26 protein-coding genes and 1 other annotated feature are annotated in these 25,622 nt (G+C 61.8%); of the genes, 13 read left to right on the top strand and 13 right to left on the bottom strand.

Annotation, left to right across the window (positions count from 1 at the left end):
- Together C6W55_RS07345 and C6W55_RS07340 are read right to left on the bottom strand one after the other, a co-directional pair.
- On the bottom strand, nt 1-405 hold the full coding sequence (locus C6W55_RS07345; protein WP_286892121.1) for a (deoxy)nucleoside triphosphate pyrophosphohydrolase: 405 nt from the start codon (nt 403-405) through the stop codon (nt 1-3).
- Nucleotides 406-478: 73 nt separating this feature from the next.
- Complete coding sequence (locus C6W55_RS07340; RefSeq protein ID WP_213484695.1) at nt 479-742, bottom strand: hypothetical protein; 264 nt, start codon at nt 740-742, stop codon at nt 479-481.
- A 180-nt stretch (nt 743-922) separates the two neighbouring features.
- Here C6W55_RS07340 and C6W55_RS07335 point away from each other — a divergent pair, with 180 nt between their 5' ends.
- Nucleotides 923-1,606 (top strand): ATP-binding cassette domain-containing protein, encoded by a 684-nt coding sequence (locus C6W55_RS07335; protein WP_015253770.1) that lies wholly within the window; start codon nt 923-925, stop codon nt 1,604-1,606.
- 4 nt (nt 1,607-1,610) lie between these two features.
- Nucleotides 1,611-2,180: a hypothetical protein gene (locus C6W55_RS07330; RefSeq protein WP_286892120.1), complete on the top strand. Its 570-nt coding sequence runs from the start codon at nt 1,611-1,613 to the stop codon at nt 2,178-2,180.
- Nucleotides 2,181-2,466: 286 nt separating this feature from the next.
- Here the strand turns inward: C6W55_RS07330 and C6W55_RS07325 are convergent, their stop codons facing one another.
- The 3 genes from C6W55_RS07325 to C6W55_RS07315 all read right to left on the bottom strand — a co-directional run bounded on the left by C6W55_RS07325 (nt 2,467) and on the right by C6W55_RS07315 (nt 5,728).
- Nucleotides 2,467-2,925, bottom strand: coding sequence for a DinB family protein (locus tag C6W55_RS07325; protein ID WP_015253774.1), 459 nt, complete (start codon nt 2,923-2,925; stop codon nt 2,467-2,469).
- Between the two features lie 40 nt (nt 2,926-2,965).
- Entirely contained in the window at nt 2,966-4,642 is a 1,677-nt protein-coding gene (locus C6W55_RS07320; protein WP_286892119.1) for an NAD(P)H-hydrate dehydratase, read from the bottom strand.
- 366 nt (nt 4,643-5,008) lie between these two features.
- A complete protein-coding gene (locus tag C6W55_RS07315; protein ID WP_286892118.1) occupies nt 5,009-5,728 on the bottom strand; it encodes a type II toxin-antitoxin system Phd/YefM family antitoxin in 720 nt (239 codons plus the stop codon).
- Between the two features lie 274 nt (nt 5,729-6,002).
- On the opposite strand from C6W55_RS07315, the gene htpG reads away from it, so the two are divergent.
- From htpG to fliB, 5 genes are all read left to right on the top strand, one after another.
- On the top strand, nt 6,003-7,886 hold the full coding sequence (gene htpG / locus C6W55_RS07310) for a molecular chaperone HtpG (RefSeq protein ID WP_286892117.1): 1,884 nt from the start codon (nt 6,003-6,005) through the stop codon (nt 7,884-7,886).
- A 110-nt stretch (nt 7,887-7,996) separates the two neighbouring features.
- Nucleotides 7,997-8,962, top strand: a complete 966-nt coding sequence (locus C6W55_RS07305; protein WP_015253778.1) for a glycoside hydrolase family 113 — start codon at nt 7,997-7,999, stop codon at nt 8,960-8,962.
- 175 nt (nt 8,963-9,137) lie between these two features.
- Nucleotides 9,138-10,268, top strand: coding sequence for an MFS transporter (locus tag C6W55_RS07300; RefSeq protein ID WP_286892116.1), 1,131 nt, complete (start codon nt 9,138-9,140; stop codon nt 10,266-10,268).
- 151 nt (nt 10,269-10,419) lie between these two features.
- A complete protein-coding gene (locus tag C6W55_RS07295) occupies nt 10,420-11,640 on the top strand; it encodes an N-acetylmuramoyl-L-alanine amidase family protein (protein WP_286892115.1) in 1,221 nt (406 codons plus the stop codon).
- The gene (fliB, locus tag C6W55_RS07290; RefSeq protein ID WP_286892114.1) at nt 11,637-12,863 is read left to right on the top strand and encodes a flagellin lysine-N-methylase; all 1,227 of its coding nucleotides are present in this window, start codon (nt 11,637-11,639) and stop codon (nt 12,861-12,863) included. Before C6W55_RS07295 ends, fliB begins: the two co-directional genes overlap by 4 nt.
- Before the next feature lie 75 nt (nt 12,864-12,938).
- Here fliB and C6W55_RS07285 read toward each other — a convergent pair whose 3' ends face one another.
- Nucleotides 12,939-15,392 carry a beta-propeller domain-containing protein gene (locus tag C6W55_RS07285; RefSeq protein WP_286892113.1) on the bottom strand — a complete coding sequence of 818 codons (2,454 nt, stop codon included), beginning with the start codon at nt 15,390-15,392 and terminating at the stop codon, nt 12,939-12,941.
- A gap of 246 nt (nt 15,393-15,638) precedes the next feature.
- On the opposite strand from C6W55_RS07285, the gene C6W55_RS07280 reads away from it, so the two are divergent.
- A complete protein-coding gene (locus C6W55_RS07280; RefSeq protein ID WP_157373517.1) occupies nt 15,639-15,794 on the top strand; it encodes a hypothetical protein in 156 nt (51 codons plus the stop codon).
- 157 nt (nt 15,795-15,951) lie between these two features.
- On the top strand, nt 15,952-16,515 hold the full coding sequence (locus C6W55_RS07275; protein ID WP_286892112.1) for a ribonuclease H-like YkuK family protein: 564 nt from the start codon (nt 15,952-15,954) through the stop codon (nt 16,513-16,515).
- 78 nt (nt 16,516-16,593) lie between these two features.
- Here the strand turns inward: C6W55_RS07275 and C6W55_RS07270 are convergent, their stop codons facing one another.
- From C6W55_RS07270 to C6W55_RS07260, 3 genes are all read right to left on the bottom strand, one after another.
- Entirely contained in the window at nt 16,594-16,935 is a 342-nt protein-coding gene (locus C6W55_RS07270) for a hypothetical protein (RefSeq protein ID WP_286892110.1), read from the bottom strand.
- Between the two features lie 105 nt (nt 16,936-17,040).
- The gene (locus tag C6W55_RS07265) at nt 17,041-17,517 is read right to left on the bottom strand and encodes a bactofilin family protein (protein WP_286892109.1); all 477 of its coding nucleotides are present in this window, start codon (nt 17,515-17,517) and stop codon (nt 17,041-17,043) included.
- On the bottom strand, nt 17,517-18,545 hold the full coding sequence (locus tag C6W55_RS07260) for a M23 family metallopeptidase (RefSeq protein WP_286892107.1): 1,029 nt from the start codon (nt 18,543-18,545) through the stop codon (nt 17,517-17,519). Before C6W55_RS07260 ends, C6W55_RS07265 begins: the two co-directional genes overlap by 1 nt.
- Nucleotides 18,546-18,771: 226 nt before the next feature.
- Between C6W55_RS07260 and C6W55_RS07255 the strand changes: the two genes are divergently transcribed.
- A complete protein-coding gene (locus C6W55_RS07255; RefSeq protein WP_213486662.1) occupies nt 18,772-19,668 on the top strand; it encodes an aldo/keto reductase in 897 nt (298 codons plus the stop codon).
- A 158-nt stretch (nt 19,669-19,826) separates the two neighbouring features.
- A complete protein-coding gene (locus C6W55_RS07250; protein WP_286892106.1) occupies nt 19,827-20,525 on the top strand; it encodes a 3D domain-containing protein in 699 nt (232 codons plus the stop codon).
- On the opposite strand, the gene C6W55_RS07245 is transcribed toward C6W55_RS07250, so the two are convergent.
- Both C6W55_RS07245 and C6W55_RS07240 read right to left on the bottom strand, forming a co-directional pair.
- Entirely contained in the window at nt 20,513-21,187 is a 675-nt protein-coding gene (locus C6W55_RS07245) for a polysaccharide deacetylase family protein (RefSeq protein WP_286892105.1), read from the bottom strand. The two genes, C6W55_RS07250 and C6W55_RS07245, sit on opposite strands and share 13 nt — an antisense overlap.
- Before the next feature lie 322 nt (nt 21,188-21,509).
- Nucleotides 21,510-22,769, bottom strand: a complete 1,260-nt coding sequence (locus tag C6W55_RS07240; RefSeq protein WP_015253790.1) for a methyl-accepting chemotaxis protein — start codon at nt 22,767-22,769, stop codon at nt 21,510-21,512.
- 205 nt (nt 22,770-22,974) lie between these two features.
- Here C6W55_RS07240 and C6W55_RS07235 point away from each other — a divergent pair, with 205 nt between their 5' ends.
- Nucleotides 22,975-23,379, top strand: coding sequence for an O-methyltransferase (locus C6W55_RS07235; RefSeq protein ID WP_286892103.1), 405 nt, complete (start codon nt 22,975-22,977; stop codon nt 23,377-23,379).
- A gap of 103 nt (nt 23,380-23,482) precedes the next feature.
- On the opposite strand, the gene C6W55_RS07230 is transcribed toward C6W55_RS07235, so the two are convergent.
- Together C6W55_RS07230 and C6W55_RS07225 are read right to left on the bottom strand one after the other, a co-directional pair.
- Complete coding sequence (locus tag C6W55_RS07230; protein ID WP_015253792.1) at nt 23,483-23,707, bottom strand: alpha/beta-type small acid-soluble spore protein; 225 nt, start codon at nt 23,705-23,707, stop codon at nt 23,483-23,485.
- 78 nt (nt 23,708-23,785) lie between these two features.
- Complete coding sequence (locus C6W55_RS07225) at nt 23,786-24,196, bottom strand: hypothetical protein (protein ID WP_286892101.1); 411 nt, start codon at nt 24,194-24,196, stop codon at nt 23,786-23,788.
- Nucleotides 24,197-24,341: 145 nt separating this feature from the next.
- Nucleotides 24,342-24,582, top strand: a binding site (T-box leader).
- Between the two features lie 40 nt (nt 24,583-24,622).
- On the opposite strand from C6W55_RS07225, the gene trpS reads away from it, so the two are divergent.
- Nucleotides 24,623-25,609 (top strand): tryptophan--tRNA ligase, encoded by a 987-nt coding sequence (gene trpS, locus C6W55_RS07220; protein WP_015253794.1) that lies wholly within the window; start codon nt 24,623-24,625, stop codon nt 25,607-25,609.
- Nucleotides 25,610-25,622 lie beyond the last annotated feature (13 nt).

Here is a 25,622-nt window from a genome sequence, read left to right as displayed (position 1 = left end):
TCATTCCGCCAAGTGGTTGTCCGCAAGCAGCGCCCGCACGGTCGGGATGTCGGCCGGCGCCCAGTCCAGGGAGGCCATTTCGGAGAGGGGGAGCCAGACCAGTTGCGCGTGTTCTTTCGGCGCCGGGGCTCCCTCTATGATTTTGGCCTTGTACGTGATGAGTCTTACCACCAGATTCGGGTATGGATGGGTCACATCGGCAATCCGCTCATGGACTTCGATCAGGCAGTCCAGTTCTTCCCGGATCTCCCGGACCAGGCATTGTTCCGGCGATTCGCCCGGCTCGATCTTGCCGCCGGGGAACTCCCACAATCCGGGCAGCGACATCGACGGGGACCTTTGCGCGCACAGGATTTCGTTTTTCTCATTGAAAATGACGGCGCCTGCAACGTCTACCTTTTTCATCGGGTTGCTCCTGATGCTGGAAAGGGATTCATACGACGATCATAACCGCATCGCACATGCCGTTTCAACCGCTTCACGCCATCGCCGTGACCGCCCCTTCCGGATTCAACAGGCAGACCGTGTTCTCGCAGCGGCAGGAGGCCAGTCGCCGCGCCAGCTCTTTGACGGATACCTCCGGGCTGATCAAAATCTTCACATTCCGGAACGTGCACTGCTCGAGTTCATACCCCTCCGACCGGATCATGATGACGCAGTCTTCAAATGCACACCGGACGAAAGCAAACCCGTCCAACCCGATCGTCTCGTGCGTAAACGGCTGGTCCTGAATGAGCTCCATCGCAATCGCTCCTGTTCGGGTGTAGTCGAGTTATGATCTTAGCATGTCCGGCGCGCAATGACTGTCGGATCGGGGCTGGCCCAAGGCAGCGATTTGCCGACAGGAAAGTGACAAATCTTTGTTCTGTTGGTATGCTGTTTCCAACGAGACAGGCCAATCGATGTTGGATCGGGAGGAACCATGGAAGTCTTGATCGAACTGCGGAATGTCGGAAAATGGTATGCGGCGGGGAGGCCGGTCGTGCAGCAGATCGACCTCGCCGTTTATCGCGGACAAGGTCTGGCGATCCGCGGCCGCAACGGCTCGGGCAAGACGACTTTGCTGAAACTGATTGCGGGCATCACCCGGCCGTCCGCCGGCGCAGTCCGCCGCGCCCCGGGACTGACCGTCGGCTATGCGCCGGAGCGCTTCCCCCGGGTCCGCTTCCGGGCGGAGGAATATTTGACCCATCTGGGCCGCATCCGGCGCATTCCGAAGCCGGAGCTTGAGCGGCGCATTCAGGAACTGATGGATCTGTTCCAAATGCATGCCGCCGGACCGATCACGCACTTCTCGAAAGGCATGACGCAGAAAGTCAACCTGATGCAGGCGGTGCTCGCCCGTCCCGACGTGCTCGTTCTGGACGAGCCGCTGTCCGGACTGGATGCCGATTCGCAGGCGGATTTCGCCCGGCTGCTTGTGAAGTTCAAGCAGGAGGGAGCGGCCATCGTCATGACGGGCCACGAGCCGGGATTCGAGAACGCGTGGGCCGACCGGTCGATGGTCATCGAGCATGGGAGACTCAAGGCGATGCCGAAAGATACGGGGACGTCCTCCGGGGAAGAGCCGTCGGCGTGGATCTCCGATCAGTGGGGGGTCAATTAGGCTGATGCTGCATCTGGTACGGTTCTTGCTGCTGTTTTACATGCGGTCGTATCGCTATTTACCTCCGCTGCTCGTCTTCTTGCTCGGCCTGATGATGCTCTATGTTTATCCAACCAAGCAAGCCATGCCGACCTACGCGGCTTCGGCCGTTCTGGTCTACTTCATTTCCGCCTGGATTGCCGCCACCTTCATGGGCGCGATCCACGGAGCGGAGGAGCATGTCGCCGCCGTCCATGCGGGAAATGTTCGGATGTATCTGGTCGGCAAGACGCTGGCGATTTTCGCGTGCAGCTTCCTGGTATGTCTTGCGGCCATGATCTACCCGGTGGCGGCAGATCGGTTCACGAACGGGGTAAGCGCCGGCGAGTGGCTGACCGCATGGCTCGCGCATCTTGAACTGTCGTTGCTTGGAGGACTGGCGGCTTTGATTCTGAATCGGACGGTTATCCGGAACGGGAGCATGGCGATCTTTTGGTTGCTGCTGGTCTTGATGGTGTCCATTGTGAGATCGGGAGCGGATTTGCTCCGCTGTTCATCCTGCTTCCGCCCGCGGCACCGGTCATCGATTGGCTGATGAACGGGGATGCGCTTGCAAGCGGCGGGAGCGTCATGGTCTGGATCGGTCCGCTTGTGTATGGCGCCGTGCTTTACGTCATCTATCTGCGCATGGCGGAAAGACGAATGTGAAACATGCGAAGCCTGTCGGAAAAAACACCGGCAGGCTTCTTCTTGACAGGTGTTGAGGGGCGCACGATGGAGATGAAAACGGTGCTGATGACGGAACGTCCGGGGCGCTGGCAAGCGGAGGTCTCCGACGCCGCGGCTCGCTTCGGTGACCGGAGCCCGTTGTCCGCGTACCTTTACGTTTCGCGTACGAACATGATGTAGTCGACGTTGATCGGCTCAAGGCCCGCGCCGCGCAGCAGTTGGTTGATCTGCCCGCGGTGGTATTGGCCGTGCAGGGCGACGTGCAGCAGAATGTCGCGCACCTTGCTGCGGAAGGTGACGCCGGACTGGTTCCGGTATTCGAGCACCGCATCCAGCGCGGCGTCGTCGAGCGCGGACAGGAAGCGTCCGAAATCCGCATGGAGCGCTTCGATCCGTTCCCGCATCCCGACGAGGCTGTCCGGCGATGTCCAGATCGGCAGATGCGAGCTGTCGCCGCCTTCGAGCCGGGTCAGCCAGACCCGTTCGGCGTTCAGGATATGATCGAACAGACGGATGGCGGCGGCAGGCGGATGGCCCGCTGCCTCAAGCGTCGCGAGCAGACGCTTGTCGGCCCAATACACCTGATCAAACAGAGCGCGGATGCTGCGCATGGACAGGCCTCCTTCGGGATCGGGAATCCAAGGGTTCAAGTTATAGATATTCAATGATGTCGCCGGCCAGCAGCGACGCCTGGGACGGACGGGCGGCGGCGGCGCGGTCGCCGGCCGCGCCGTGCAGCCAGACGCCGAAGGCGGCGGCGGTGCCCGGCGGCATGCCCTGGGCGAGCAGGCTGCCGATGACGCCCGCGAGCACGTCGCCGCTGCCGCCGGTCGCCATGCCGGGATTGCCGGTCGTATTCACATACACCGTGCCGTCCGGCAGGGCGGTGACGGTGGCGGCGCCTTTCAGCACGAGCACGACGCCGCGGCGCGTCGCGTAATCGCGGGCGATGCCGATCCGGTCGCGCTGCACTTCGGCGGTGCTCGTGCGGACAAGGCGCGCCATCTCGCCGGGATGCGGCGTCAGGACGGCCGGGCTGTCCGCCGGCCGTCTCGGCCACGCGGCGAAGTCGTCCGCGTCCGCGAGCATGTTCAGCGCGTCGGCGTCGAGCACGAGCGGCACGGCGCGCCCGGCGCCGGTGCCGCCCGCGGCTCCGCAGGCCGCGTCCCAGACGCGCCGCAGCCAGGCGGCGTCGCCGGCGAATCGGCCGAGCCCCGGCCCGAGCACGAGCGCGTCCGTGCCGGCCAGCTCGGCCTTGAGCGCCTCCGGGGCGACGGCGGACCAGTCGCCCCGGCCGCCGTCTTCGAGCGGCGCCAGCATCGCCTCGGGCGCGCGGCCGGTCACCGCGGCCGCCAGGCTCGCGGGCAGCGCCCACGCCGCGAGCCCGCAGCCCGCGCGCAGCGCGGCCCGCACGCACAAGAGGCCGGCCCCGGCCATGCGCGGCGATCCCGCCGCGACGAGGACGCGGCCGTAGGTGCCCTTGTGCGTGTCCGCGCGCCTCGGCCGCGCGGGGTCGACGCCGAGCCGGCTGCACACGGCAGCCTCATCGAGGCGGAACACGCGGACGCCATGCGCGTCCGCCAGCCGGGCGGGAATGCCGATCGGCGCCGCCGTGACGGCGCCGGCGTATTCCGCGCCCGGATACAGCGCGAGCCCGCGCTTCATGAACGCGAGCGCGACCGTGCGGGCGGCGCGGATGCAGGGCTCGTGCACGGCGCCGGTGTCGGCGTCGAGCCCGCTCGGGATGTCCGCCGCCAGAATCGGCAGCCCGCTCGCGTTCGCCTCGCGGATCAGCGAGGCGTACGGCTCGCGCGGCGCACCGCGCGAGCCCGTCCCGAGCAGCGCGTCGATCACGCCGTCGAAGCTGCGCCAATCGACGGCGCCCGGCGCGTAGACGGACGCCGGGATGCCCAGCCTCGCGGCTGCGTCGCGCTGCAGGGCGGCGTCGCCGGTCAGCCGCTCGGGCGGCTCGGCGTACAGAATCGACGCTTCCGCGCCCATCTCGAGCAGATGGCGCGCCGCGGCGATGCCGTCGCCGCCGTTGTTGCCCTTGCCCGCGAGCACGAGCCATCGCAGCGGCCTGCCGGACGCTGCGCCGTATCCGCCGCAGCCGGACCGCGCACTGCCGCCGCCCGCGGCCAGACGGCTTCCGCCCGCAGGCTTCCCGCCTCCGCCATTCGCTTCTCCGTACCATTCCGCCCCGAGTTCCATTGCCGCCTCCGCCACCGCGCGGGCGGCATTCTCCATCAGCACCGCCGCAGGCAGGCCGATCTGCTCGATGACGTAACGATCGAGCGCGCGCATTTCCTCCGCCGTGACGAGATGCATCGGGATGCTCCTTTCCATTTCAACGCAATGACGGACGCGCCGTTCGGAGAGGACGGCGCAAGCTTTCAGCTTGACTGTAGCGCAGATGACCGGCGGATGGCAAGCCGGGATCAGCACGCTTCATATTCTAACGGAACCACAAGTCGTTATTCTGCGGAAATCGCGCTTTCCGAAAATTTAACGGAATACAGAGACTTTATTTGGCCGAACCGGACGAATATTGTGCCGTGTCGGACGGAATAAGGCCGCTCCGTTCCGTTGGCTTGCCGAAACCCCATGCGGATTCACAAATAACGGCTGTTCGTTCCGTTGCAGGCCTGGCATCCCGCTTTCTGAGCAACCCCGGCAGCTCGCCGGACCGCCATGCTACTCCCCGAACAGCTCCGCCAGCGCCACGCGCAATCCGTCGAAAGCCGCCGACCGCACCTCGTCATCTTTGCGGAACACCGAATAATCCGCAATCCCGCCTTGATCGAAAACAAAAACCGTGACGGTCTGTTTGCCGGGATCGACGACCCAATACTCCCGCACGCCGCACACCATGTACAGTTCCGTCTTCTTGGTGAGGTCTTTGCCGGACGTCGACGGAGACAGCACTTCGACGACGAGCGCAGGCACCCCGTGATATTTGCCCTGCGCGTCGATGTTCTCCCGGTCGCAGATCACGAGAATGTCCGGCTGCACGACGCAGATGTTGTCCTCCGCCTTCTTCAGCGTGACGTCGAAAGGCGAGGTGAGCGGCGTGCAAGGTTTGCCTTTGAACCAGTGGTTGAATCGGACCAGCAGCTCGCTCACCACCTTCTGATGCGCATACGACGGCGAGGCCAGATTGTACAGCAAGCCGTCGATCAATTCATACCGCTGCTCCGATTGTTCGACCAGCGCCAAATATTCCTCGTACGTCACCCACTCACTCTTCGAGCGGTAAGGATACGCTGTCTCGCGAACCATGGAATCGGAAGGCTCGATCCGCACCAGTCTGGCCGCGTCCCGGCCGTTCTTCGTCACGATGATTTCTTCGCCCGCCTCGGCAAATTTCAGATAGCGGCCGAAGTTGTTCTGCAGTTCCGTGGAAGGCACCCGCATATCGACACCCCTCCGAATCGCCAATGTTTTCTATATGATACCCGGAAAATTAGCTAACATCAATATAGAATTAGCCAATATCATTCTTGTCACCCCGCGTTGACACTCCGAAAACAAGTATGATATATAGAAATTGGCACTCTCGAGATTAGAGTGCTAACACCTTGCATCAAACGGCATTCCCGCACGGTACGCCATGGTTTCGGCTCTGGCGCCGAAGTCTTGCGGGAGGCTGTTTCATTTTTTACACCATGATCGGAAAGGGGAATGGTGCATGGCGGTGAAACAGGAGTTCCAGGCCGAATCGAAACGATTGCTGGAACTGATGATCAATGCTATCTACACCCAGCGGGAAATCTTCCTCCGGGAGCTGATCTCCAACGCCAGCGACGCGATCGACAAGATCTACTACAAGGCGCTCACGGATGACAGCCTGACGTTCAACAAGGACGACTACTATATCAAAATCGTGCCGGACAAGGCGAACCGGACGCTGACGATCTCCGACACGGGCATCGGCATGACCGAGGAAGAGCTGGTGAACAATCTCGGCGTCATCGCGAAGAGCGGCTCGCTCGCGTTCAAGCAGCAGTTCGAGGCGAAGGACGGCCACAATATCATCGGCCAGTTCGGCGTCGGCTTCTACTCCGCGTTCATGGTCGCGGAGACGGTGACCGTCATCAGCCGGGCGCTCGGCAGCGACAAGGCGTTCAAGTGGGAATCGTCCGGCGCGGACGGCTTCACGGTCGAGCCCTGGGAGAAAGACAAGGTCGGCACCGACATCATCCTGAAAATCAAGGCGAACACCGACGAGGACAACTACGACGAGTTCCTTGAAGAGTACCGGCTGCGGCAAATCATCAAAAAGTATTCCGACTTCATCCGCTATCCGATCAAGATGGACGTCACCCGCACGCGGAAGAAGGAAGGCACGGAGAACGAATACGAGGAATACAAGACCGAAGAGACGATCAACAGCATGGTGCCGATCTGGCGCCGGAACAAGAGCGAGCTGAAGCCCGAGGACTACGAAAACTTCTATTTTGAAAAACATTACGGCTTCGACAAACCGCTCACGTATCTGCACATCAGCGCGGACGGCGCCGTCGTCTACAACGCGATTCTGTTCATTCCGGAGCAGGCGCCCTTCGACTATTACACGAAGGAATACGAGAAAGGCCTTGAGCTGTACTCGAGCGGCGTGCTCATCATGAACAAGTGCCCGGATCTGCTGCCCGACCATTTCAGCTTCGTCAAGGGGATGGTCGAGTCCGAGGATCTGTCGCTGAACATTTCCAGGGAAATGCTCCAGCATGACCGCCAGCTCAAGCAGATCGCGAAGAATATCCGGAACCGGATCAAGAGCCATCTGCTGTCTCTGCTGAAGGACGACCGGGAGAAATATGAGAAGTTCTTCGCCGCGTTCGGCCGCCAGCTCAAATTCGGCGTCTACAACGAATTCGGCGCGAACCGGGAAGACCTGCAGGATCTGCTGATGTTCCGCTCGTCGAAGGAGAAGAAGCTCGTCACGCTGGATGAATATGTGTCGCGCATGCCCGAGGATCAGAAATACATCTACTATGCGACGGGCGAATCGGTCGAGCGGATCGACAAGCTGCCGCAGGCGGAGCTCGTGCTGGGCAAAGGATACGAGCTGCTGTACCTGACGGAAGACATCGACGAGTTCGCGGTCAAGGTGCTTCAGAAATACAAGGACAAGGAGTTCCGCTCCATCTCCGGCGGCGATCTCGGCATCGAGCCGGATGAACAGGACAAGCCGTCCGACGCGGAAGCGAAGGAGCAGCAGGAGCTGTTCAAGGCGATGAAGGAAGTGCTTGGCGACAAGGTGAAGGACGTCCGGGCGTCGAAGCGGCTGAAGTCCCATCCGGTCTGCCTGACCGCGGAAGGCGAGCTGTCGATCGAGATGGAGAAGGTGCTGCGCCAGACGCCGCACGGCAAGGACGTGCGGGCGGACAAGGTGCTCGAGATCAACACAGGCCACAACGTGTACGAGTCGCTGAAGCGCGCCCATGCCGCCGGCGGAGACACGCTGCGGCGCTACACGAATCTGCTGTACAACCAGGCGCTTCTGATTGAGGGCTTGCCGGTTGAAGATCCGGTCGCCTTCGCGAACGACATCTGCGAACTGATGGTGTGAAGCGGATGGCGGTCTGCTGCGCATCGTGCGCACGCAAATGATGTTCCCGAACGCCCGCGCCCGTGATATATTAGCTTTGTTACATTACGACATTAGCGGGGAGCGGGCGGATGGAACGGTTGTTCATGAAAGGCATGACCTGGGGATGGGGAGGAAAGCGCGGCGATTACCGGACGGAAGAGGCGGCCGATTCGCTGCGGAAGCTGAAGGAACACGGCTGCGACTGGGTGGCGCTGTCGTTCTGGACCTGGCAGGAGAATGTGCATGCGACGCAGATCACGTTCGACTACGGCTACACGGTGACCGACCGCGACATCGCGCACGCCGTGGGCGAGGCGAAGAAGCTCGGCCTGAAGGTGCTGCTGAAACCGGTCGTCAACTCGAAGGACCGCATCTGGCGCGCGCATATCGGGTTTCCGCACACGCCGGAAGCGGCCGTGTATTGGGACCGATGGTTCGAATCCTACACGAATTTTCTGGTTCACTATGCGGAACTCGCGGAAGAGCTCGGCTGCGACATGTTCTGCGTCGGCTGCGAGATGATCGGCACCGAGCCGCAGACGGAGCGATGGATGAAGACGATCGCCCGCGTGCGCGAAGTGTACAGCGGACCCCTCATCTATAACGCGAATCACGGCAAGGAAGAAGGCGTCGAGTGGTTTGACCAGGTCGACCTGATCGGCACGAGCGCCTACTACCCGGTCGGCGGTCCGGGCGCAACGGAAGCGGACATGATCGGGAAGTGGCTGCCGGTGCGCGACAAGATGGAGCGGCTGCACCGGAAGTTCGGCAAGCCCGTCGTGTTCGTCGAGATCGGCTGCCGGAGCGCGCGCGGCTGCTCGGCGATGCCCTGGGATTTCATGCACCGGGATTTGCCGTTCGACGAGGACGAGCAGGCGAATTTCTACAGCTCGGCGCTCAAGGTGTTCAGCGATCAGCCGTGGTTCTCCGGATTTTTCTGGTGGGACTGGAGCGTGCGCCTGTATCCGACCCACGAAGCGAAGCGCAATGTCGGGTTCGACATCTACGGCAAGCGGGCGGGTCAGGTGCTTGCGGAGTGGTACAAGTCGCGTTGACCCGACCGCCGGGTGAAGCGGCCGATGCGCTGCAGACGGGAGACGATTCTCCCGTTTTTTTCTTTGCGTTTTTCGGCCGAAATATCAAATGGCTGACTATTTCTATCAATCCGGCTGTGATACGATAGAGCTTGTGTGCGTCAAGGTTCGTCAGCTTTCGGGAGGCCTTTTGGACATGTTTCGCATCTCGTTGTTCATGTTTATCGTATTCGGCATGTTCGGCGTCGTCAGCTTCTATCTGACGCCTTATCTTTTGCACAAGGGGTTCGAAGCGGGCCAGATCGGCACGATCATGGCCGTCGGCGCCCTGGTCTCGATCGTCTCGCAGCCTTTCTGGGCATATATCAGCGACAAAAAGAAAACGGTCAAACGCATCCTGTTCCTGCTGCTCATCAGTTGTCTGATCGCCAGCACCGGTCTGTTCGCCATGGAGCATCTGCTGCTCATCATCGTGATGTACGCGTGCTACATGTTCTTCAGCAGCCCGATCGGGCCGCTCGCCGAAGCGCTCAGCCTCTCCTACGCGCAGGAACATCGCCGGGAGTTCGGGCGCATGCGCGTCTGGGGCGAAATCGGCGTCGGCGTGTCGGCGCTTTCGGTCGGATATCTCGTCAAAGCGGTCGGCATCGACAAGCTGTGGATCATTTTTCTGTCGTGCGGCGTCATCGCCGTCATGGCGGCGCTGCAACTGCGCGAATCGAAGGTGACGCCGGCGCCGGTCAATCTGAAGGCGCTCGGCAAGCTGTTCATGCAGCGGCGTCTGCTGTGGCTGCTGCTCATCGTGCTCATCGTCGGCATTCCGCACAGGATGAACGATTCGATGCTGTCGCTTTACCTGAAGGAGCTTGAGGCGCCGGAATCGATCATCGGCATCGCGTGGTTCTTCGGCACGATGAGCACCATACCGGCCATGATGTTCGCGGGCCGGCTGTTCCGCAGATGGAACGCCATCGGCATCATGACCATCGCGGCGGTCATCTATTCAATCCGCTGGTTCATCTACAGCGCGACGGACAGCGCGGCCGTCCTGATCGCCGCCCAGGTGCTGCACGGCGCGACGTTCCCGCTGTTCTTCCTGGCGACCATTCATTATATGATGACGATTGTGCCCGCCGAGCTGCGGGCGACCGGACAGTCGGCGTTCGCGGTCACCTTCGCCGGTCTGGGCGGCCTTGTCGGCAACGCCGCCGGCGGCTACGCCATCCAGCTGTTCGGCGCGGGCCACGCATACGCCATCGGCGGCGCGCTGGCGCTGATCGGAGCGGCCGCGCTGGTCGGCACCTATCTCTACAATCGGCGGTTGTAGTCCGAAGCGGGCGGAACCGGGGCAGCCGGGAAACCGCCCGCTCCGGCCGCGGCCGCCGACTTTTATTCTATTTCTATCGGAATGATGGCGGAATTTGGAGGCGGACTGCTATAATAGAGCTATCATTTTGTCGACTGATGGCGGGGTGTCCATGATCAGAGTGTTTCTTGTTGCGGCGGCCTGCTGCCTTATAGCCGTTCTCGGGCTGCCGGCGGATGCGGCGCCTGGCGCGGAATCTCCGGCATCGGCAAACTCCGCGTCCGCGGCGGTATCCCGTTACACGGTGACGGCGGATATTCTCAACGTGCGCGGCGAGCCGTCGCTCACCGCGCCGGTGATCGGAAAGCTCAAGCAGGGCGCGGTGGTGGAGAAGCTTGAAGAATCGGGCGAATGGTTCCGGGTCCGGGCGGGCGAACTGACCGGATGGGCGCATTCGGACTATCTGCAGCCGGCGGATGACGGCACCGTCACCGGGCCGGATGAGGACGGGTTGACGGACGCCGCGCCGCCCCCGTCCAATCCGAAGGCGATCGGCCGGGGCATCCGCGGCACAGCGTCCCGGAAGCCGGTGGAGACCGAGACGGCGGATAACGCCGTGCGCACCGGCCATGTGCTGGGCGATGCCGTGCGGGTCCGGACGGGGCCGGGGACCGACTACGAGATCGAAGGCCATCTGAACCGGGGCGACCGGGTGTCGGTGATCGCGAGCGAAGGCGAGTGGTACCGCATCGAGACGGAGAGCGGACTGGCCGGCTGGATCGCGGCCGCCTACATCGGATTTCGGACGGACGGCGATTCGGCCGGCGATGCGCTGCGGGGACGGGTCATCGTCGTCGATCCCGGACACGGGGGGAACGATTCCGGCACGATCGGCACCACCTACGGTACATACGAGAAGACGCTGAACCTGTCCACCGCGCTTCTGCTGAAGCGGGAGCTGGAGCTTCGCGGCGCCGTTGTCGTCATGACGCGGGCGGCGGACGAAGAGAAGCCGTCCCTGCAGGAGCGGGTCGAGATCGCCGCACGGTCCGGCGGCGATGCGTTCGTCAGCATCCACTACAACTCGGCCGAGACGAAGGCTTCGGGCATTCTGACATTCTACTACAGCGCCGGGAAGGACAAGCCGCTGGCCGCCGCGATCGAGCATCGGCTGGCCGAAGGCGGGCTCGGTCTCGACAGCAACGGCATCTCGTTCGGCAATTTCCATGTCGTGCGCGAGAACAGCCTGCCGGCCGTGCTTCTCGAGCTCGGTTTTCTGACGAATGAGCGGGACGAAGGGCTGGCGCGGACGGAAAGCTACCAGCTCGCGGCGGCGCGGGCGATTGCGCAGGGGCTGGAGGATTACTTCGCATCGCAAGAGGAGAGGTCATGAAGACACGGTATGAAATGCCGCGCTACATGGAGCGGTTCCGGTGCATCGGGCCGGCCTGCGAAGACACATGCTGCGCGTGGTGGGGCATCAGTGTCGACCGGCGGGCGTATGACCGGTATCGCGCCATCGAGGACGAGCATGAGCGCCGGCGCATTCTGTCGAAGCTCAATTTGAAGACGGAAGGCACCGACCGCGATTACGCGTCGTTCGAGCTGAATCCCGCAACCGGCCATTGCGCCATGCTCGGGGACGACGGACTGTGCACGATCCAGGCGAAGCACGGCGAAGCGATGCTCAGCGCGACCTGCGCCACTTATCCGCGCAAGGTGAACGCCGAAGGCGGCACGCTCGAAATTTCGGCGGCGCTCTCCTGCCCGGAAGCGGCCCGGCTTGCGCTGCTCCATGAAGACGCCTGCGAATTCGTCACCTCGGACGACGTGCACACGCCGAACCTGAGCGTGAACCGTCCGCCGTCCACGGCGCGGCATATGCCGCATGCGGCGGTGATCCGCGGCGCGATCATCCGCATGCTGAAAATGCGGCGCTACGCCTTCCCGCATCGGCTCATCCTGCTCGGCCTCATGTGCGAGGAGCTGGATCGCCTCGCCGCGGTCGGCGATCCGGAGGCGATTCCGGCGTTCCTTGCCGATTTCGAAGCCGAGGCGGCGGGCGGGCTCGCCGACAACCCGGATCTGCGCGAGTACGCCGCCTTCCCGCGCGACACGGCGTTCCAGATCCGGATGTTGAACGGCTATCTGATGCGCCGGCTGGAAGGGACGATCTGGAACCGCCGCTACGAACGGTGCGTCGCCGAGTATGTGCGCGGCATGACGCAGCGCGGCGAAGCCGCGGATCAGGTCGTCCGTCATTACGAGGAGACGTTCGCCGCGCATGTGGCGCCGTTCATCGCGCGCTACGGCCATTTCTTCGAGAATTATGCGGTCAATCAGGTGTACGGCACGTTTCTGCCGGGTCTGAGGAGCGGTCAGCGCATCGGCACGCTGTACCGGACGCTTGCCGTCGATTTCGCGATGATCAAGCTGCATCTCACCGGCATCGCCGCGCATCGCGGGGAGCTGACGCCGGAGACGGCCGTCGAACTGGTCCAATGCTACACGAAGAACTATGAATTCGTCTCCAGCTACCGCGTCGATTTCCTGCTCGAGCTGGCGGCCGAGGGCCGCGATTCGTTCGAGGACATTGTGCTGCTGATTACGAACTGACGAACAGGGCTGCGTTCCGAATGCCGCGATGGCCGCGCATCCGGATTGCAGCCCTGTTGTCATGTTGCGGGGATTTCAGCGCATGATGCGGATCGGATCAGCCGGGTAGGCGATGGCTTCGGGCGGTTTCGGCTCGGGATAGCGGAGCGTTCCGCGTTCCGCCAGCGTATCCGTCGCGCTTGCTTTCAGCATCGCATCGGACAGGGTGTACAGCGTATCGCCGGCGTACAGAATCCGCCGCACCGCTTTCGTATAGTCGTATCCGTATTGCCCGGATTTCAGCAGATCTTGTTCGGACAGATGCGTGATCCGTCCCTTGAGCCTGAACCCGTTCTCCGGATCGATCTGATAGACATAGGCGCCCTGCCAGGTGAATTCGCCGTGCAGCGGGATGTCGTAGCCGTCCCGCTGCGCCCCCTCTTTCACCTCCGCCAGATCGACCGGGAACGCCATCAGCCCTCTTTCGCGGTCGAACAGCAGCGCTTTGTGGTCTTGCAGCAACTCCGAGTGGGTGCCGCGGTCGCCGATCACTTCCTTGAACTTCTCGATCGGCTTCGACACGTCGGTCACATCGAACAGCGACAGCTTCATCCCGAGATAGTAGGCGATCGGTTCGCCGCGGCCGTCGCGCGGCGCAATCTCGATCGTCTCCTTGCCGAACCCGATCAGATGGTTTTCGTCATAGGGGTGGAGATAGTCGCTGTAGCCCGGGATTTTCAACTGGCCGAGCACGGCCGGCTGCTTCGGATCGGACAGATCGATCGCGAACAGCGGGTCGACGTTGCGGAACGTGACCATGTATGCGCGGCTGCCCATGAAGCGCACGGAATAGATGCGTTCGCCCGGCGCGAGATCCTCGAGGCGGCCGACCGTCCTCAGCCATTCGTCGAGCACATACAGATTGTTCTTCGAAATATTATCGCCTTCCGCCCACATATGGCCCGAAGTCGTCGCGATCCGGAAATGGCCGCCGTATTCGTCCATGGAGAACTGGTTCAGCACATGACCGGGCACGCTGCCCTGGCCGGCATAGATTGCGGAGCCGCCGTCCAGCCGGAATTTGTACAGATCCGTCTGCAGTTTCGGCTGAACGGACCGGTTCGGGGCGCCGGAGCTATCCGTCGGCCAGTCGTGCTTCGCAACCGCAATGTACAGATTCTCCGCCGATGCGTAGACCGTGCCGGCAGAACCGAGATAGGCCGATACCTGCATGGGCGCGCCGGAAACGTCCAGATCGACCGCGCCGATGAGCAGCGTGCCGCTCTCCGGCGAGTCCGGGAAATAGTGAATCCGGTTCAGCGGAATGCTCTTCGGTTCATCCGAACCGGCGGTGTCCCGCCATACCGGTTCGAAGTCCTGCGGCCGCAGTTCCGTCTCGGGATCAAGAAGCGGATAGACAGGGTTGTACTTGTTCGCCACCAGATATAATGCGCTGCCGACCATGCGGGAGGTGACATAGCGGCCCTCGATTTCCAGTTCACGCACCAGGACGGGCGCGCCGCTGCCATCCAGCTCATAGACCCTGGCCGCGGTGAACGACAGATCCTGAATCGGCGGCCAGATCATGATCTCCTTGGATTTCGCGTCGAGATCCCGCTGCGTTTCGTAGGCCGGGTCCGACTGCGCCTCGTTCTGCCGGTACGCCGTTCCGATGACGACCAGCCTGCCGCCGGAGACATACAGCTCCTGCGGACGGAACCGGTGCTTGTCGTCGGCGTAGTCCAGTACGGCGGCCAGCCGCGGCGATTCGGGATTCCGGATATCGGCGATCAGGACGCGGCCCCCGCTGAGCTGATAGATGAACCGGCCGTCCGTTTTCGCCCAATCCGCCTCATCGACGCCTTCAACCTGCACATTCGTCTTCGAATAGTCGGCACCCGCATAGCCGGCACCCGCGGACGGGGATGCGCCGCTTGAGGCATCGGCGGAGCCTTTTTGATCGACTACGGCCGCGATTCTTGCATCCCCGAGCACGGCCATCGCCGTGGGAAACCGGATAATCGACGTCCCGGCCTCCGCCAGCAGTTCGCGCAGCTTCTCCAGCGAACCGACGACCGGCAGCTCGGGTGTGCGCCCGATGTGCGCGGTATTCGAGCCGGCTTCCCAGACGACGGATTCGCCGAACGCTTCGGCGACGGCGCGCAGCGGCGCCATCGCGGTGCCGCTTCGCCATGCCGGCGCCGCGGGCAGTTCCGTTTCGACGCCGTTCACGATCATGATCTTCGATCCGATCGTCAGTTCCGCCGTCCGGTCGCCTTTGACGAGCATGATGCTGCGCTTTCCGTTCAGCTCCATCCGGACGTCGACGTCCGCGCCCAGCAGTTCCGCGACCGGCCCGACCGGTGCCAGGAGAATGCCGTCCGAGAAGACCGGCGCGGGGTCGAGTTTGAGCGGCACGCCGCCCGCCATGACGCGGAGCGCGGGCCGATCCGGCGGATCGGCCGGTTGGCCGATGGCATGCGGCACCGCGGTCAAGGTCAGTGCAAGCGCTGCCACTATCGCCGGAAGAACGTTGCGTCTTCTGTTCATTTGCCGTTCACCCATCCTTCCCGAATACGAAATGACTCCCCGTTGCGGCAAGTGTTGTTTGTCTATACGGACGCAAGCAAAAACGGAAATGTTGCAGAAATTTGGCAGCATCGGTCCGCACAGGACGCCGGAATGAAGGGAAAACGGCCTTTAATCGCAGATCTCCGTTTGCAATAAGTCTTGTTCCACCGGCGATTCTGACGGATAATAAAAGACAAAGCGCAGGATCGAAGGAGGTGCAGGGGCTTGAATGCGAACGTAACCTACGCCGCGAAGCCGCAGGACCGGCCGTACACATCGTCACGTTCCAGCAGGCGCAGGCGGCTTCTCCGTTCCCTCAAGCGACTGATCCGGCATCCCCGTCCGGCCTTCGCCGAACGCAGGCTGCCGGGCCGATCCTGATGCTGCGGCGCCGTTCAAACGGCGGATCATGGAAGGCAGCATGCGCCAAAATCGGTTATACTGAAGAAGACGGGACGTACGAATCCCGCCATATCCAATAATATTCGCAGCTTCTCCGCACCAGCGTTCCCGAGACTCACAAGGCGGTGGTAGTCCGATGACACGAGTACCGCGCAAGCCGCTGCAAGATGAGCTTGTGTTCCAGAACGTTTCCGAGTGCGGCTTGTCCCTCGACGACGTGCAGGCGCGCATTCTGTCCTTCATGGCGAAAGATCCGAAGGCGGTGTATCATTTCATCGTCGGCACGGACAGCCAGGTTTACCGCGGAAGCACGAAGTTCGTAACCGGCATCATCATTCGCCGGGTCGGTCGCGGGGCGTGGGCATGCTATCGCCAGACGATCGTGCCGCGCGAACTGCGTTCGCTGAAGGAGAAGCTCTCTTACGAGACGATGCTGTCGCAGGAAGTGGCAAGTTATTTCATGGGGGATGCGCTGCGGAAAATGGAGGAAATCGTGCTCCCCTACATCTACAAGGGAGCCGCGCTTGAGCATTTCATCGACATCGACGCCGGGACGCACCCGACGCTCAACAAGACTTCGCGCTATGTGAAGGAAATGATTGACCGCGTCGAAGCGATGGGCGTCTATGCGGCGCGGGTGAAGCCCGAATCCTACGCGGCATCGTCGTATGCGAACCGCTACACGAAGAAGAGCGTGTGACGAGCGGGCCGTGCGGGAAGCCGCGGCGGCGGCTTGGTCCCGCCATGAACAACTCAGGACCGGATGCGCCTGCGGGCGCTACCGGTCCTGAGTTGTTTCGTCCGCTGTCCGGACGGCGCCGTTCAGCAGATCGGTGCCGTGAAACTCGTCGGGCGGGGAGACCGGATCGACCGGGCTGCCGGCCGAGACGGCGTCGGCGTCGGGAACGTCGGGGAACGGACCGTCGTTCGTGACGGCATCCGCCTCCGGCTCCGATTTGCCGCGGGATAACGTAATCCGCCGGGCTTCCCCCGGTTCCTCCGCGAACTCGCCGTCCGGATCGCCGAACGCGTCCAGAATGTCGAACACTTCGGCTTCAGGGAACATGCTGAGCAGCTTGTGTTCCGGATCAGGCGTGCGCCTGTCCTCCGATTGCCGCATGGCCATCGCCTCCGGTTGCGATGCAATCGAGCTGTCTCCGGGAAAGCAGAGACCCGATTAGTATCGACCGGAAATCATGGCGTTATGCGGCCGGGATGGACTTCATCAGCCGGTGCGCTTCTCCTGGCGCTGCTGCTCCTGCGCGCGGGACTGATCCTGCCGCTTCTCTCCGTCCGGCTTCTGGGCGGCTTTTTTCTCCCCGTCCCGGCCTTGCTCGGATGCCGCGCCGGCAGCGGGCATCATCCGGCTGTTGCCTTCGTAGCGGGCGCCCTCGTTGATCTCAAGCAGGGCAGTGAGAATATCGCCGGTCAGCGTGCCCTTCGGCTTGATCGTCAGTTTCTCGGTTGCCTGCACGTTTCCCGTCACGGTTCCGGCGATGACGATGTTGCGCGCCGTGATGTCCGCTTCGACGACGCCTGTCTCGCCGATCGAGACATCGCCTTTGCTGTGCACGCTGCCGGTCACGCGACCCTCGATGCGAATGCTGCCGTCCGACTCAAGCCGGCCTTCGAACGCGCTGCCCGGTCCGATATAGGTGTCCGTCGCGGCGGAATCGGACCTCGACTTGCCTGATTTGAACATTACGAATTCTCCTCCTTGAACAGCTGCAGGTAAGGCAGCGGATCGACGGCCTGGCCGTCTTTCCAGATCTCGAAATGCAGATGCGGGCCGGTGCTCCGTCCGGACGAGCCGAGCAGGCCGATTTTCTCGCCCTGTTCGACCTTCTGGCCGGCGCCGGCCAGCCGTTTGCGCAAATGCATATAAACGCTCTTATAACCCGATTCATGCTCGATGATGATATAATGGCCGCGCGATCGGTTATAGTCCGATTCAATTACGGTGCCTCCGCCGGCGGCGTAGACCGGTTCGCCGGAATTTCCGCCAAGATCGATGCCGCTGTGCTGTGCAAGCCGCCGCGTGAACGGATCGGACCGAAGCCCGAATTCGGAAGTGATGCGGGTACTGTCCGTCGGCCATGCAATCGGCAGCATCCGCAGCTTGTCCAGCACGCGGTCCGCTTCTTCTTTCTTCGCGGCCAGGCGGGCGCGGAGCAGCTCTGCTTCATCTTTCAATGAAGTCATCAGGCTGACGCTTCCGTAACCTTCGGTTTCCGCCAGGCCGTCCTCGTCGACGGGATGGTTCTCGCCGCCCACACCGACGTCATAAGAGAGCGGCGTGACGGCCGTTTTCCTGCCGGCGGATGTGGAAGCAAGGCCGTTCGTCTCGCCCGGCAGCGCGATCTCCACGATGGCCTCAATCTCCGCTTCCAGCTTGTCGAGTTCTTCGAGCTTCTGCCTTACGGCGCCGGCTTCCTCGGTCAGCCGAAGCACTTCGGACTTGAGCAGGGCGATCGACTGTTCGCGGTCCGCGAGCGATGCTTCATAGGCGTCGGCGGATTCCGCCAGTTCTTTATGCAGCGCCTGAATACGGAGCGCATCTGCCGTACGCAGTGCCAGCAAGATGACCGCGCTTGCAACCAGCAAGCCGAAGGCAGCCGCGGCAAGCAGGAATGGCACAATCGTCAGACGCACTCTGCTGCTGGCGTCGGAATCTTCGGGGATGATGAGCAGGGTGTATCGTCTGCGAAACCATCCGGACAGCAGTCTCATGATTCACCTCCGACAATGGCTCAGACAGAATGTTAACATTCGACACCGGCGCGGAGATTCCTTCTTTTGCAGGAAAATAGTCCTAAGATGCGCCATGCTGTTTTTTTCTTCCCGAATTTTGCTCAAGCGTGTCCTGTTTTTGGTCAAAGCCGTCCTATATGCCCCGCGACGAAATGCGGTATAATGGGCGGGGTAAACTCATGCTGCGGCAAGGAGGGACTGACGCATGGAAATGCGCCGCTACGGCAATACCGATATGACGGTCAGCGTACTGGGGTTCGGAGGTGCGGAGATCGGATTCAGGGGCGCTTCGGTGTCCGAGGTTGAACGACTGCTCGGAAGCGCGCTGGATGCGGGTCTCAACGTCATCGATACGGCCGAATGCTACAAGACGAGCGAGGAATTGATCGGACAGGCCGTCTCGCACCGCCGGAGCGACTACTACCTGTTCACGAAATGCGGCCATACCGCCGGCCTGCCGGGCGAGCATTGGCAGCCGGAGGTGCTTGAGGCAAGCATTGACCGCAGCCTGAAGCGGCTCAAGACCGACTATGTCGATCTGATTCATCTGCACAGCTGCAGTCTCGAAGTGCTGAAGCAAGGCGACGTCATCGAAGTGCTCCGGCGGGCCAAGGAAAAGGGAAAAACCCGCTACATCGGATACAGCGGCGACTCCGACGCGGCGCTTTACGCCGTGCAGACCGGCGTGTTCGATTCGCTCATGACATCGGTGAACATCGCGGACCAGGAAGCCATCGACCTGACGCTTCCCGAAGCGCAGAAGCGGGGGATGGGCGTGATCGTGAAGCGGCCGGTTGCGAATGTCGCCTGGCGGACGGGCCAGCGGCCGGAGGACCCGTATGCGGTGCCTTATTGGGAGCGGCTTCAGGTGCTGGACTATGATTTTCTGAAAGGAGATTTCGACGAATCGGTCGGGATCGCGCTCCGGTTCGCGCTGTCGATTCCGGGCGTGCATACTGCGATCGTCGGCACGTCGAACCCGGACCGTTGGGCGCAGAACGCGAAGTTGCTCGAGAAGGGACCGCTGCCCGCCGAGCAGGTCGAAGCGATCCGGCGCGTCTGGCGGGAGCGCGCGGGCAAGGACTGGATCGGATTGGAGTAAGCGAAAAAGCCGGGCGTGCCCGGCTTTTCACGTATAGACGGATCCTGAAAGAATTCTCATAATCGCTTCCCGATGCGGGTTGGCGCGAATGTGGAAGGACTTTCCGCTTACATTGCGATTTGCCGCCGTGCTAACCTCGTGTTCGAGGAGGAATTGCGATGCAGAGGAAATTTCGGGAAATTCGCCGCGGTTCGGCCGCGCTGCTCGCTGCCGGTGTGCTGCTGGCCGGCGCGTCAGGCGCCGCGGACGCCGCGACCGTCTACACGGCGGGCGACGACGACACGTTCTGGAAACTTTCGAGAAAGTTCGGCGTGCCGCTGGACAAGCTCATGGCGGCAAACGCGAACATCGACCCGCTGAACATCTACAAGGGATTGAAATTGATCATACCGGATGCCGGGAACAAGAGTACGGTCTCCGGCGCGAAAGCGATGGCCGCATCCGGAACGACCGCGGCTGCCAAGTCCGCCGCGGCCGGTTCCGCATCCGAGGCGGTCTCCGCCTTCGCCGCAGGCAAAGCCGGAGAGACGCCGAAGACATACCGGAAAGCGATCCAGGTGAAAGCGACGGCCTATACGGCATCGGCCGAGGAGAACGGCAAGTGGGGAGCGGTGGATTACTTTGGCAATCCGCTGAGCCTCGGCACGGTCGCCGTCGATCCCGATGTCATTCCGCTCGGATCGAAGCTGTACATTACCGGCTATGACTATGACGGATTGCCGCAGGGCGGCATGTATGCGATCGCCAGGGATACCGGCGGCGCGATCAAGGGGAACCGAGTCGACATCTTCGTGCCGGACAGCCGCGCGAAGGCGATGAAGTTCGGCGTCCAGTATATTACGGTTTACGTTCTGTAGCCGCGCTGGCCGAGCAACTCGTCGAGCGTGTTCAGCCGGTAGCCTTGCTTTTTCAGCATGGCGATCAGCCGCGGCAGCGCGTTGATCGTGCCCGACAGATCCTGACCGCGGCCGCCGCCGGCATGCAGCAGAATGATGGCGCCGGGACGAAGCTGCTTCCGGACGTTCGCGAGGATCGTCCGGCTGGGGGTATTGCGCCAGTCGACGGCGTCCACATTCCAGTTCACCACGATATATCCGCGCCGCGCCGTCCAGTCCGTCTGCTTCGGCGAGATTTCGCCGTACGGCGGCCGGATGAAGCGCGGCTTCCTGCCGGTGATCGCAAGCAGCGTCTGGTCGGTGCGCCGGATCTCCCGTTCGAACCCGGCCGCCGTCTTGTTCGTCAGCAGCGCGTGCGTATCGGAGTGGTTGCCGATGAGGTGGCCTTCCCGCACGATCCGCCGGACAAGCTCCGGATGCGCACGGGCGCGGCTGCCGACGATAAAGAATGTCGCCCGGACGCGGTGCCGGGCGAGAATATCGAGAATTTGCGGCGTGAATCGGGGATCGGGCGCATCATCGAACGTCAGCGCGGCGGCTTTGGCATGAACCGGTCCATGGGTGACGAACGCGCCCGGATGCCGCTGTTCGAGCGCGGTCCAGGAATAGCGCGCTTTCTTCATGCGACGTTTTTTCCGGACTTTCCGCCCGGGCTTTTCCGAAAACGCATGTCCGATGACGGCGTCCGATTCATGACGAACGGCTTCCCCGGACGGCAATGCCGCCGTCCGCTCCGCTGCGCCGGGTCCGTTTCCGTGCCCGGGTGCCGGCGAATGCACGGGCTGCTGCAGACCATTCACCACGACCGATGCCGCAAGCATGACGGACAATAATTTCGGAAGATGAATAGCGTTCAAAAGCGATCCCTCCGCGGCGTGCTGCCATTAGCTTGCAGCAAAAGCGCCGGATTCATGCAAGGCGGCTGCGGAGGGATCGGACAGCATATCAAATTTTGAAAATCTGGATCGTGCGCTGCAGTTTCAGCACCGTCTGCTGCATTTGCTCGGCTTCGTCGACAACCGATTGCACCGCGGCCATCTGTTCGTTCATGGACGCGGACACCTGCTCGGTGCCGGCAGCCGACTGCTGGGTGATGGCGGAGATATTCTGGATCGAAGCCGCGATCTTGCGCGCGCTCTCCAGCATGGCGCCGCTTTCACGGGTAAAGGCTTCCATCTGTTCGGAGATGAACTCCACGCTCTTCACAATCTCGTTGAAGATTTCGTTGGACTGGCGGATCAATTCGTTCTGGTCGCGGACGATGCTCTCGTTCACCTTCATGTTGGCGATCGCGTTCTTGATTCCCTGTTCAATGCCGCGGACGAGGGTGAACACTTCCTTCGTCGACGCGCCGGCTTCTTCGGCGAGCTTGCGCACTTCTTGCGCGACGACGGCGAACCCGCGGCCGTGCTCGCCGGCGCGCGCCGCCTCGATCGAAGCGTTCAGGGAGAGCAGGTTCGTCTGATCCGCGATTTCCGAGATGGAGCGGGTAATCTTCGAAATGCCGTCCGCATGTTTCGCCAGTTCTTCGATCGTGCGGGAAACGGCTTCGGTCGCTTCCACATTGCGGCGCATGCCCTCGGTCTGATTCTCCACGGCCTGGCGGCCCTGACGGACCAGTTCCAGCGTATGGGCGGACCGTTCATTCATTTGCCGGGTCGAATCCGCGTAGTTGGCCACCTTGCTTTCAATCTCGCTGATCGACTCGCTCATCTGCGAGACGTCCTCCGAAATCTGGTTCGCGCCGGTGGCCAGTTCGCCCGCCGAAATGGTCACCTGCTCCATGACGGTTTTCAGTTGCTGGTTGCGTTCATAAATCGTGCGGCTTGCATCGGAAACAAGCCTCGTGATCGACGACGTCTCGCGCAAAATGTCGCGCAGCCGTTCGACCATGCTGTTGAAGGCCTGGGCGATGCTGGAAGTACCCGTGTCATCGTCGCCCGCAAGCCGGACGGTAAAATCGCCTTTCGCGATCTGGTATGCGGCCGTGCGCATCTCGTCCATCGAATTTGTAAGCGTTCTCTCAAATAGGGTTGCAAGAGGATAGACAGCGGCGCACAGTACAACGATCAGCAAAAGGGGCAGCAAAATTCCCTGGCCGCCGACCAGCGCTGCAACCAGCATGGCAAGAGAGAATGCTGCTGCAACCGCATAGCAGGCGATTAGGCATTTCGTCCGTATGGATTGCTTCATTAACCAGCTCATATTGCATTGCTCCCTTACTTGTGGAATTATGCCATATTATAACACCGAAGCCGAACCAGGTCTATCATTGTCGATTAATTTCATGGCAGGGACTATTGGTATGGGCAATCATTTTCAATATTGTCGCATAGTGTAAATTGTTGTATAATCTAGGCTGTAATCCCTATGGAAGGGTTATCATTACAAGGAAGAAAGGAGGACAATGATGAGATTGGAGGATATGCCCCTCGCCAGGCAGATCGACCATGTGTTCCGCCAGTTGGAGACGGAGCTGACCGATGCGGTGGCGGGAACGGTAACGATCCAGATCCGCAACAACATGATCGGAAAATACGGCGTCCGCCATCATCCGATCGAGTGCATCAACGGCCGTTTCCTCGAGAAAGAGCGGGGTTTGACCGTTCAGCAGGTGAACGAATTCCGGAGGATGGCCGTCGAATCGCTCCGGATGAAACGGAACTGGACCCACGGCGAGATCCTGTTCGATTTTGCCGTGCGGCGGAATCGGGAATGGACGGCGAGCGTCCAGTACGAGTCGAATTACAACACGGCGAACTGGATGTTCCGCTATCAGCCGAAGCCGTCGGAATCCTCGAATCAATTGGCTTAGACTGCAAGGCAGGAAGGGGCAGCTTTCGCATAAACAAAGAACGGGGTTTCCGCTGACGGATCGCCTGTCCGCGGGGAACCCCGTTCCATCTTTCGTTTCCGGATTATCTTGCGAATCGGCCGGCAAGTTGTTCTTCCGCGATTTGCACCAGCCGGCGGGTGATATAACCGCCGATTGCCCCGGTATCGCGCGTCGCCATGTAGCCGTAATACCCGTCCTGCGGGATCTGGATGCCGAGTTCTTGGGCAACTTCATATTTCAGCTGCTCAAGCGCGGCGCTTGCCTGCGGCACGACGAGCGTGTTGCTGCTCCGTTTGTTGGAAGGCATGTTGTTCACCTCCTTGGGCGGTCTTAGTATGGCTGCCCTGGGAGGAAATATACATAACCGGCACTTCTGTACTATCCGTCAGTCATCGGCCAGCCCCTTCAACTTATAGCTGTGTTCGCGCTTGCGCGCGCGTTCCGCCTGCTCTTCCGCCAGCATTTTGTCGATGTCACTTTTGAGCCGATAGGAGCATTTTGCGCACAGGTGACCTGTCCGGGAAGGTCCGCCGCACAGATCGCAGACGTCCGTCAGATTCGGGTGGGCGGCCAGGCTGATCTTCTTCTGCCGAATCCATTCCCGTACCTGCTTGATCGGAACGCCGGTTGCTTCCGCCGTCTGCTCGGTCGTCGCATGGCGGTTCTTCATCAGATACCGGTCGACCGCTTCGAACCGGCGGTCGTGAATTTCGGCACATTCATTGCACAGGTTCCGCAGGTTGACCTGAAACACTTTGCCGCACATCGCACAGTGGGCCACTTTCAACTCGGCCAATGTGATCCCGTCCCTCCGACAACTAGTCCTGCAGCCCTCATGCTATCACAGATCTGCCAAAGATGGAACGTGAAGGTCGAAATTCGTGCCTGCGGCCATCGCTGGCAGCCGCCTTGACTTTCGCATTGCAGCGGGTATAATGTTGCCAACGGCCATGACGGGAAAGAGTACGCCATGAACTGTCGATTGCAGAGAGCCGGTGGAAGGTGCAAACCGGCATCGCGGCTGGCGGAATGGGTCCCTGAGCCGGAAATCGGAAAGCGGCCGGATGCCGCCCATGGTTTCCCGGTTGCTCCCCGTTACGGAGCTGTGAGGCTTCGCCGTCGCTTGTCCGGCATGCGGCGTCGAAGCGAATAAGGGTGGCACCACGGTCCCTCGTCCCTTGCGGCGGGGGATTTTTATATTCAGGTCAAGGGGGAGATACGCATGGCAAGGGTGCTGTCGGGCATCCAGCCGAGCGGTCAGCTCACGCTCGGGAACTACATCGGCGCAATCCAGAACTTCGTGAAGCTGCAGGATGAGCACGAATGCTTCTATATGGTGGTCGACCTGCACGCGGTCACCTTGCCGCAGGACCCGGCCGCGCTGCGCGAGCAGACGGAATCGGTGGCGGCGCTGTACCTTGCGGCGGGCGTCGATCCGTCGCGTTCGTCGATTTTCATCCAGTCGCACGTGCCGGCGCACGCCGAGCTTGGCTGGCTCATGACGACGCTCGCGTATATGGGCGAGCTCGAGCGGATGACCCAGTTCAAAGAGAAGGCGGCCGGCAGGGAATCCGTGCCCGCCGGGCTGTTCGTCTATCCGACGCTGATGGCCGCGGATATTCTCGTGTACAACGCCGATCTGGTTCCGGTGGGGGACGACCAGAAGCAGCATCTGGAGCTGACCCGCGACCTGGCGGATCGGTTCAACGGGCGCTACGGGGAAACGTTCAAGCTGCCCGAGCCGTACATGCCGAAGGTCGGCGCGCGCATCATGTCGCTCGATGACGCGTCGAAGAAGATGAGCAAGAGCAATCCGAATCCGAACAGCTACATTGCGCTGCTCGACGAGCCGGACGTCGTCCGGAAGAAAATTTCACGCGCGGTTACCGACTCCGGCCGGGAAGTGAAATACGATCCCGCGAACAAGCCGGAAGTGAGCAACCTGATCAGCATCTTTGCGCATTGCGCCGGGCTGACGGTGGAAGAAGTCGAACGGCGGTTCGAAGGGCAGGGCTACGGTCCGTTCAAGAAAGAGCTGGCGGAATGCGTCGTGGCGGTGCTGGAGCCGCTGCAGGCGCGGTATCGGGAAATCCGCGGCTCCGGGGAGCTCGGCCGCGTGCTGAAGGAAGGCGCGGAACGGGCGGCGGAAATCGCGAACCGGACGGTCGCGCTGGCCAAAGAGCGGATGGGATTTCTGCCGCCGCGCTGACCGGATCGCCGGA

The organism is Thermobacillus sp., assembly GCF_003390775.1.
GTDB classification, from domain to species: Bacteria; Bacillota; Bacilli; order Paenibacillales; family Paenibacillaceae; genus Thermobacillus; species Thermobacillus xylanilyticus.
This window is presented reverse-complemented; position numbering and strand designations above follow the sequence as displayed.

What these genes read in the sequence shown, in the direction of transcription:
- C6W55_RS07320 (WP_286892119.1), bottom strand. Translation starts at nt 4,642, where the DNA reads ATGCATCTCGTCACGGCGGAGGAAATGCGCGCGCTCGATCGTTACGTC.
- C6W55_RS07325 (WP_015253774.1), bottom strand. Translation starts at nt 2,925, where the DNA reads ATGCGCAGCATCCGCGCTCTGTTTGATCAGGTGTATTGGGCCGACAAG.
- fliB (WP_286892114.1), top strand. Translation starts at nt 11,637, where the DNA reads ATGAAGACACGGTATGAAATGCCGCGCTACATGGAGCGGTTCCGGTGC.
- C6W55_RS07245 (WP_286892105.1), bottom strand. Translation starts at nt 21,187, where the DNA reads ATGAAGAAAGCGCGCTATTCCTGGACCGCGCTCGAACAGCGGCATCCG.
- C6W55_RS07285 (WP_286892113.1), bottom strand. Translation starts at nt 15,392, where the DNA reads ATGAACAGAAGACGCAACGTTCTTCCGGCGATAGTGGCAGCGCTTGCA.
- C6W55_RS07315 (WP_286892118.1), bottom strand. Translation starts at nt 5,728, where the DNA reads ATGCGGGTGCCTTCCACGGAACTGCAGAACAACTTCGGCCGCTATCTG.
- C6W55_RS07265 (WP_286892109.1), bottom strand. Translation starts at nt 17,517, where the DNA reads ATGTTCAAATCAGGCAAGTCGAGGTCCGATTCCGCCGCGACGGACACC.
- C6W55_RS07295 (WP_286892115.1), top strand. Translation starts at nt 10,420, where the DNA reads ATGATCAGAGTGTTTCTTGTTGCGGCGGCCTGCTGCCTTATAGCCGTT.
- C6W55_RS07255 (WP_213486662.1), top strand. Translation starts at nt 18,772, where the DNA reads ATGGAAATGCGCCGCTACGGCAATACCGATATGACGGTCAGCGTACTG.
- C6W55_RS07330 (WP_286892120.1), top strand. Translation starts at nt 1,611, where the DNA reads ATGCTGCATCTGGTACGGTTCTTGCTGCTGTTTTACATGCGGTCGTAT.
- C6W55_RS07270 (WP_286892110.1), bottom strand. Translation starts at nt 16,935, where the DNA reads ATGCGGCAATCGGAGGACAGGCGCACGCCTGATCCGGAACACAAGCTG.
- trpS (WP_015253794.1), top strand. Translation starts at nt 24,623, where the DNA reads ATGGCAAGGGTGCTGTCGGGCATCCAGCCGAGCGGTCAGCTCACGCTC.
- C6W55_RS07345 (WP_286892121.1), bottom strand. Translation starts at nt 405, where the DNA reads ATGAAAAAGGTAGACGTTGCAGGCGCCGTCATTTTCAATGAGAAAAAC.
- C6W55_RS07340 (WP_213484695.1), bottom strand. Translation starts at nt 742, where the DNA reads ATGGAGCTCATTCAGGACCAGCCGTTTACGCACGAGACGATCGGGTTG.
- C6W55_RS07275 (WP_286892112.1), top strand. Translation starts at nt 15,952, where the DNA reads ATGACACGAGTACCGCGCAAGCCGCTGCAAGATGAGCTTGTGTTCCAG.
- C6W55_RS07230 (WP_015253792.1), bottom strand. Translation starts at nt 23,707, where the DNA reads ATGCCTTCCAACAAACGGAGCAGCAACACGCTCGTCGTGCCGCAGGCA.
- C6W55_RS07235 (WP_286892103.1), top strand. Translation starts at nt 22,975, where the DNA reads ATGAGATTGGAGGATATGCCCCTCGCCAGGCAGATCGACCATGTGTTC.
- C6W55_RS07305 (WP_015253778.1), top strand. Translation starts at nt 7,997, where the DNA reads ATGGAACGGTTGTTCATGAAAGGCATGACCTGGGGATGGGGAGGAAAG.
- C6W55_RS07240 (WP_015253790.1), bottom strand. Translation starts at nt 22,769, where the DNA reads ATGAGCTGGTTAATGAAGCAATCCATACGGACGAAATGCCTAATCGCC.
- C6W55_RS07250 (WP_286892106.1), top strand. Translation starts at nt 19,827, where the DNA reads ATGCAGAGGAAATTTCGGGAAATTCGCCGCGGTTCGGCCGCGCTGCTC.
- C6W55_RS07335 (WP_015253770.1), top strand. Translation starts at nt 923, where the DNA reads ATGGAAGTCTTGATCGAACTGCGGAATGTCGGAAAATGGTATGCGGCG.
- C6W55_RS07260 (WP_286892107.1), bottom strand. Translation starts at nt 18,545, where the DNA reads ATGAGACTGCTGTCCGGATGGTTTCGCAGACGATACACCCTGCTCATC.
- htpG (WP_286892117.1), top strand. Translation starts at nt 6,003, where the DNA reads ATGGCGGTGAAACAGGAGTTCCAGGCCGAATCGAAACGATTGCTGGAA.
- C6W55_RS07300 (WP_286892116.1), top strand. Translation starts at nt 9,138, where the DNA reads ATGTTTCGCATCTCGTTGTTCATGTTTATCGTATTCGGCATGTTCGGC.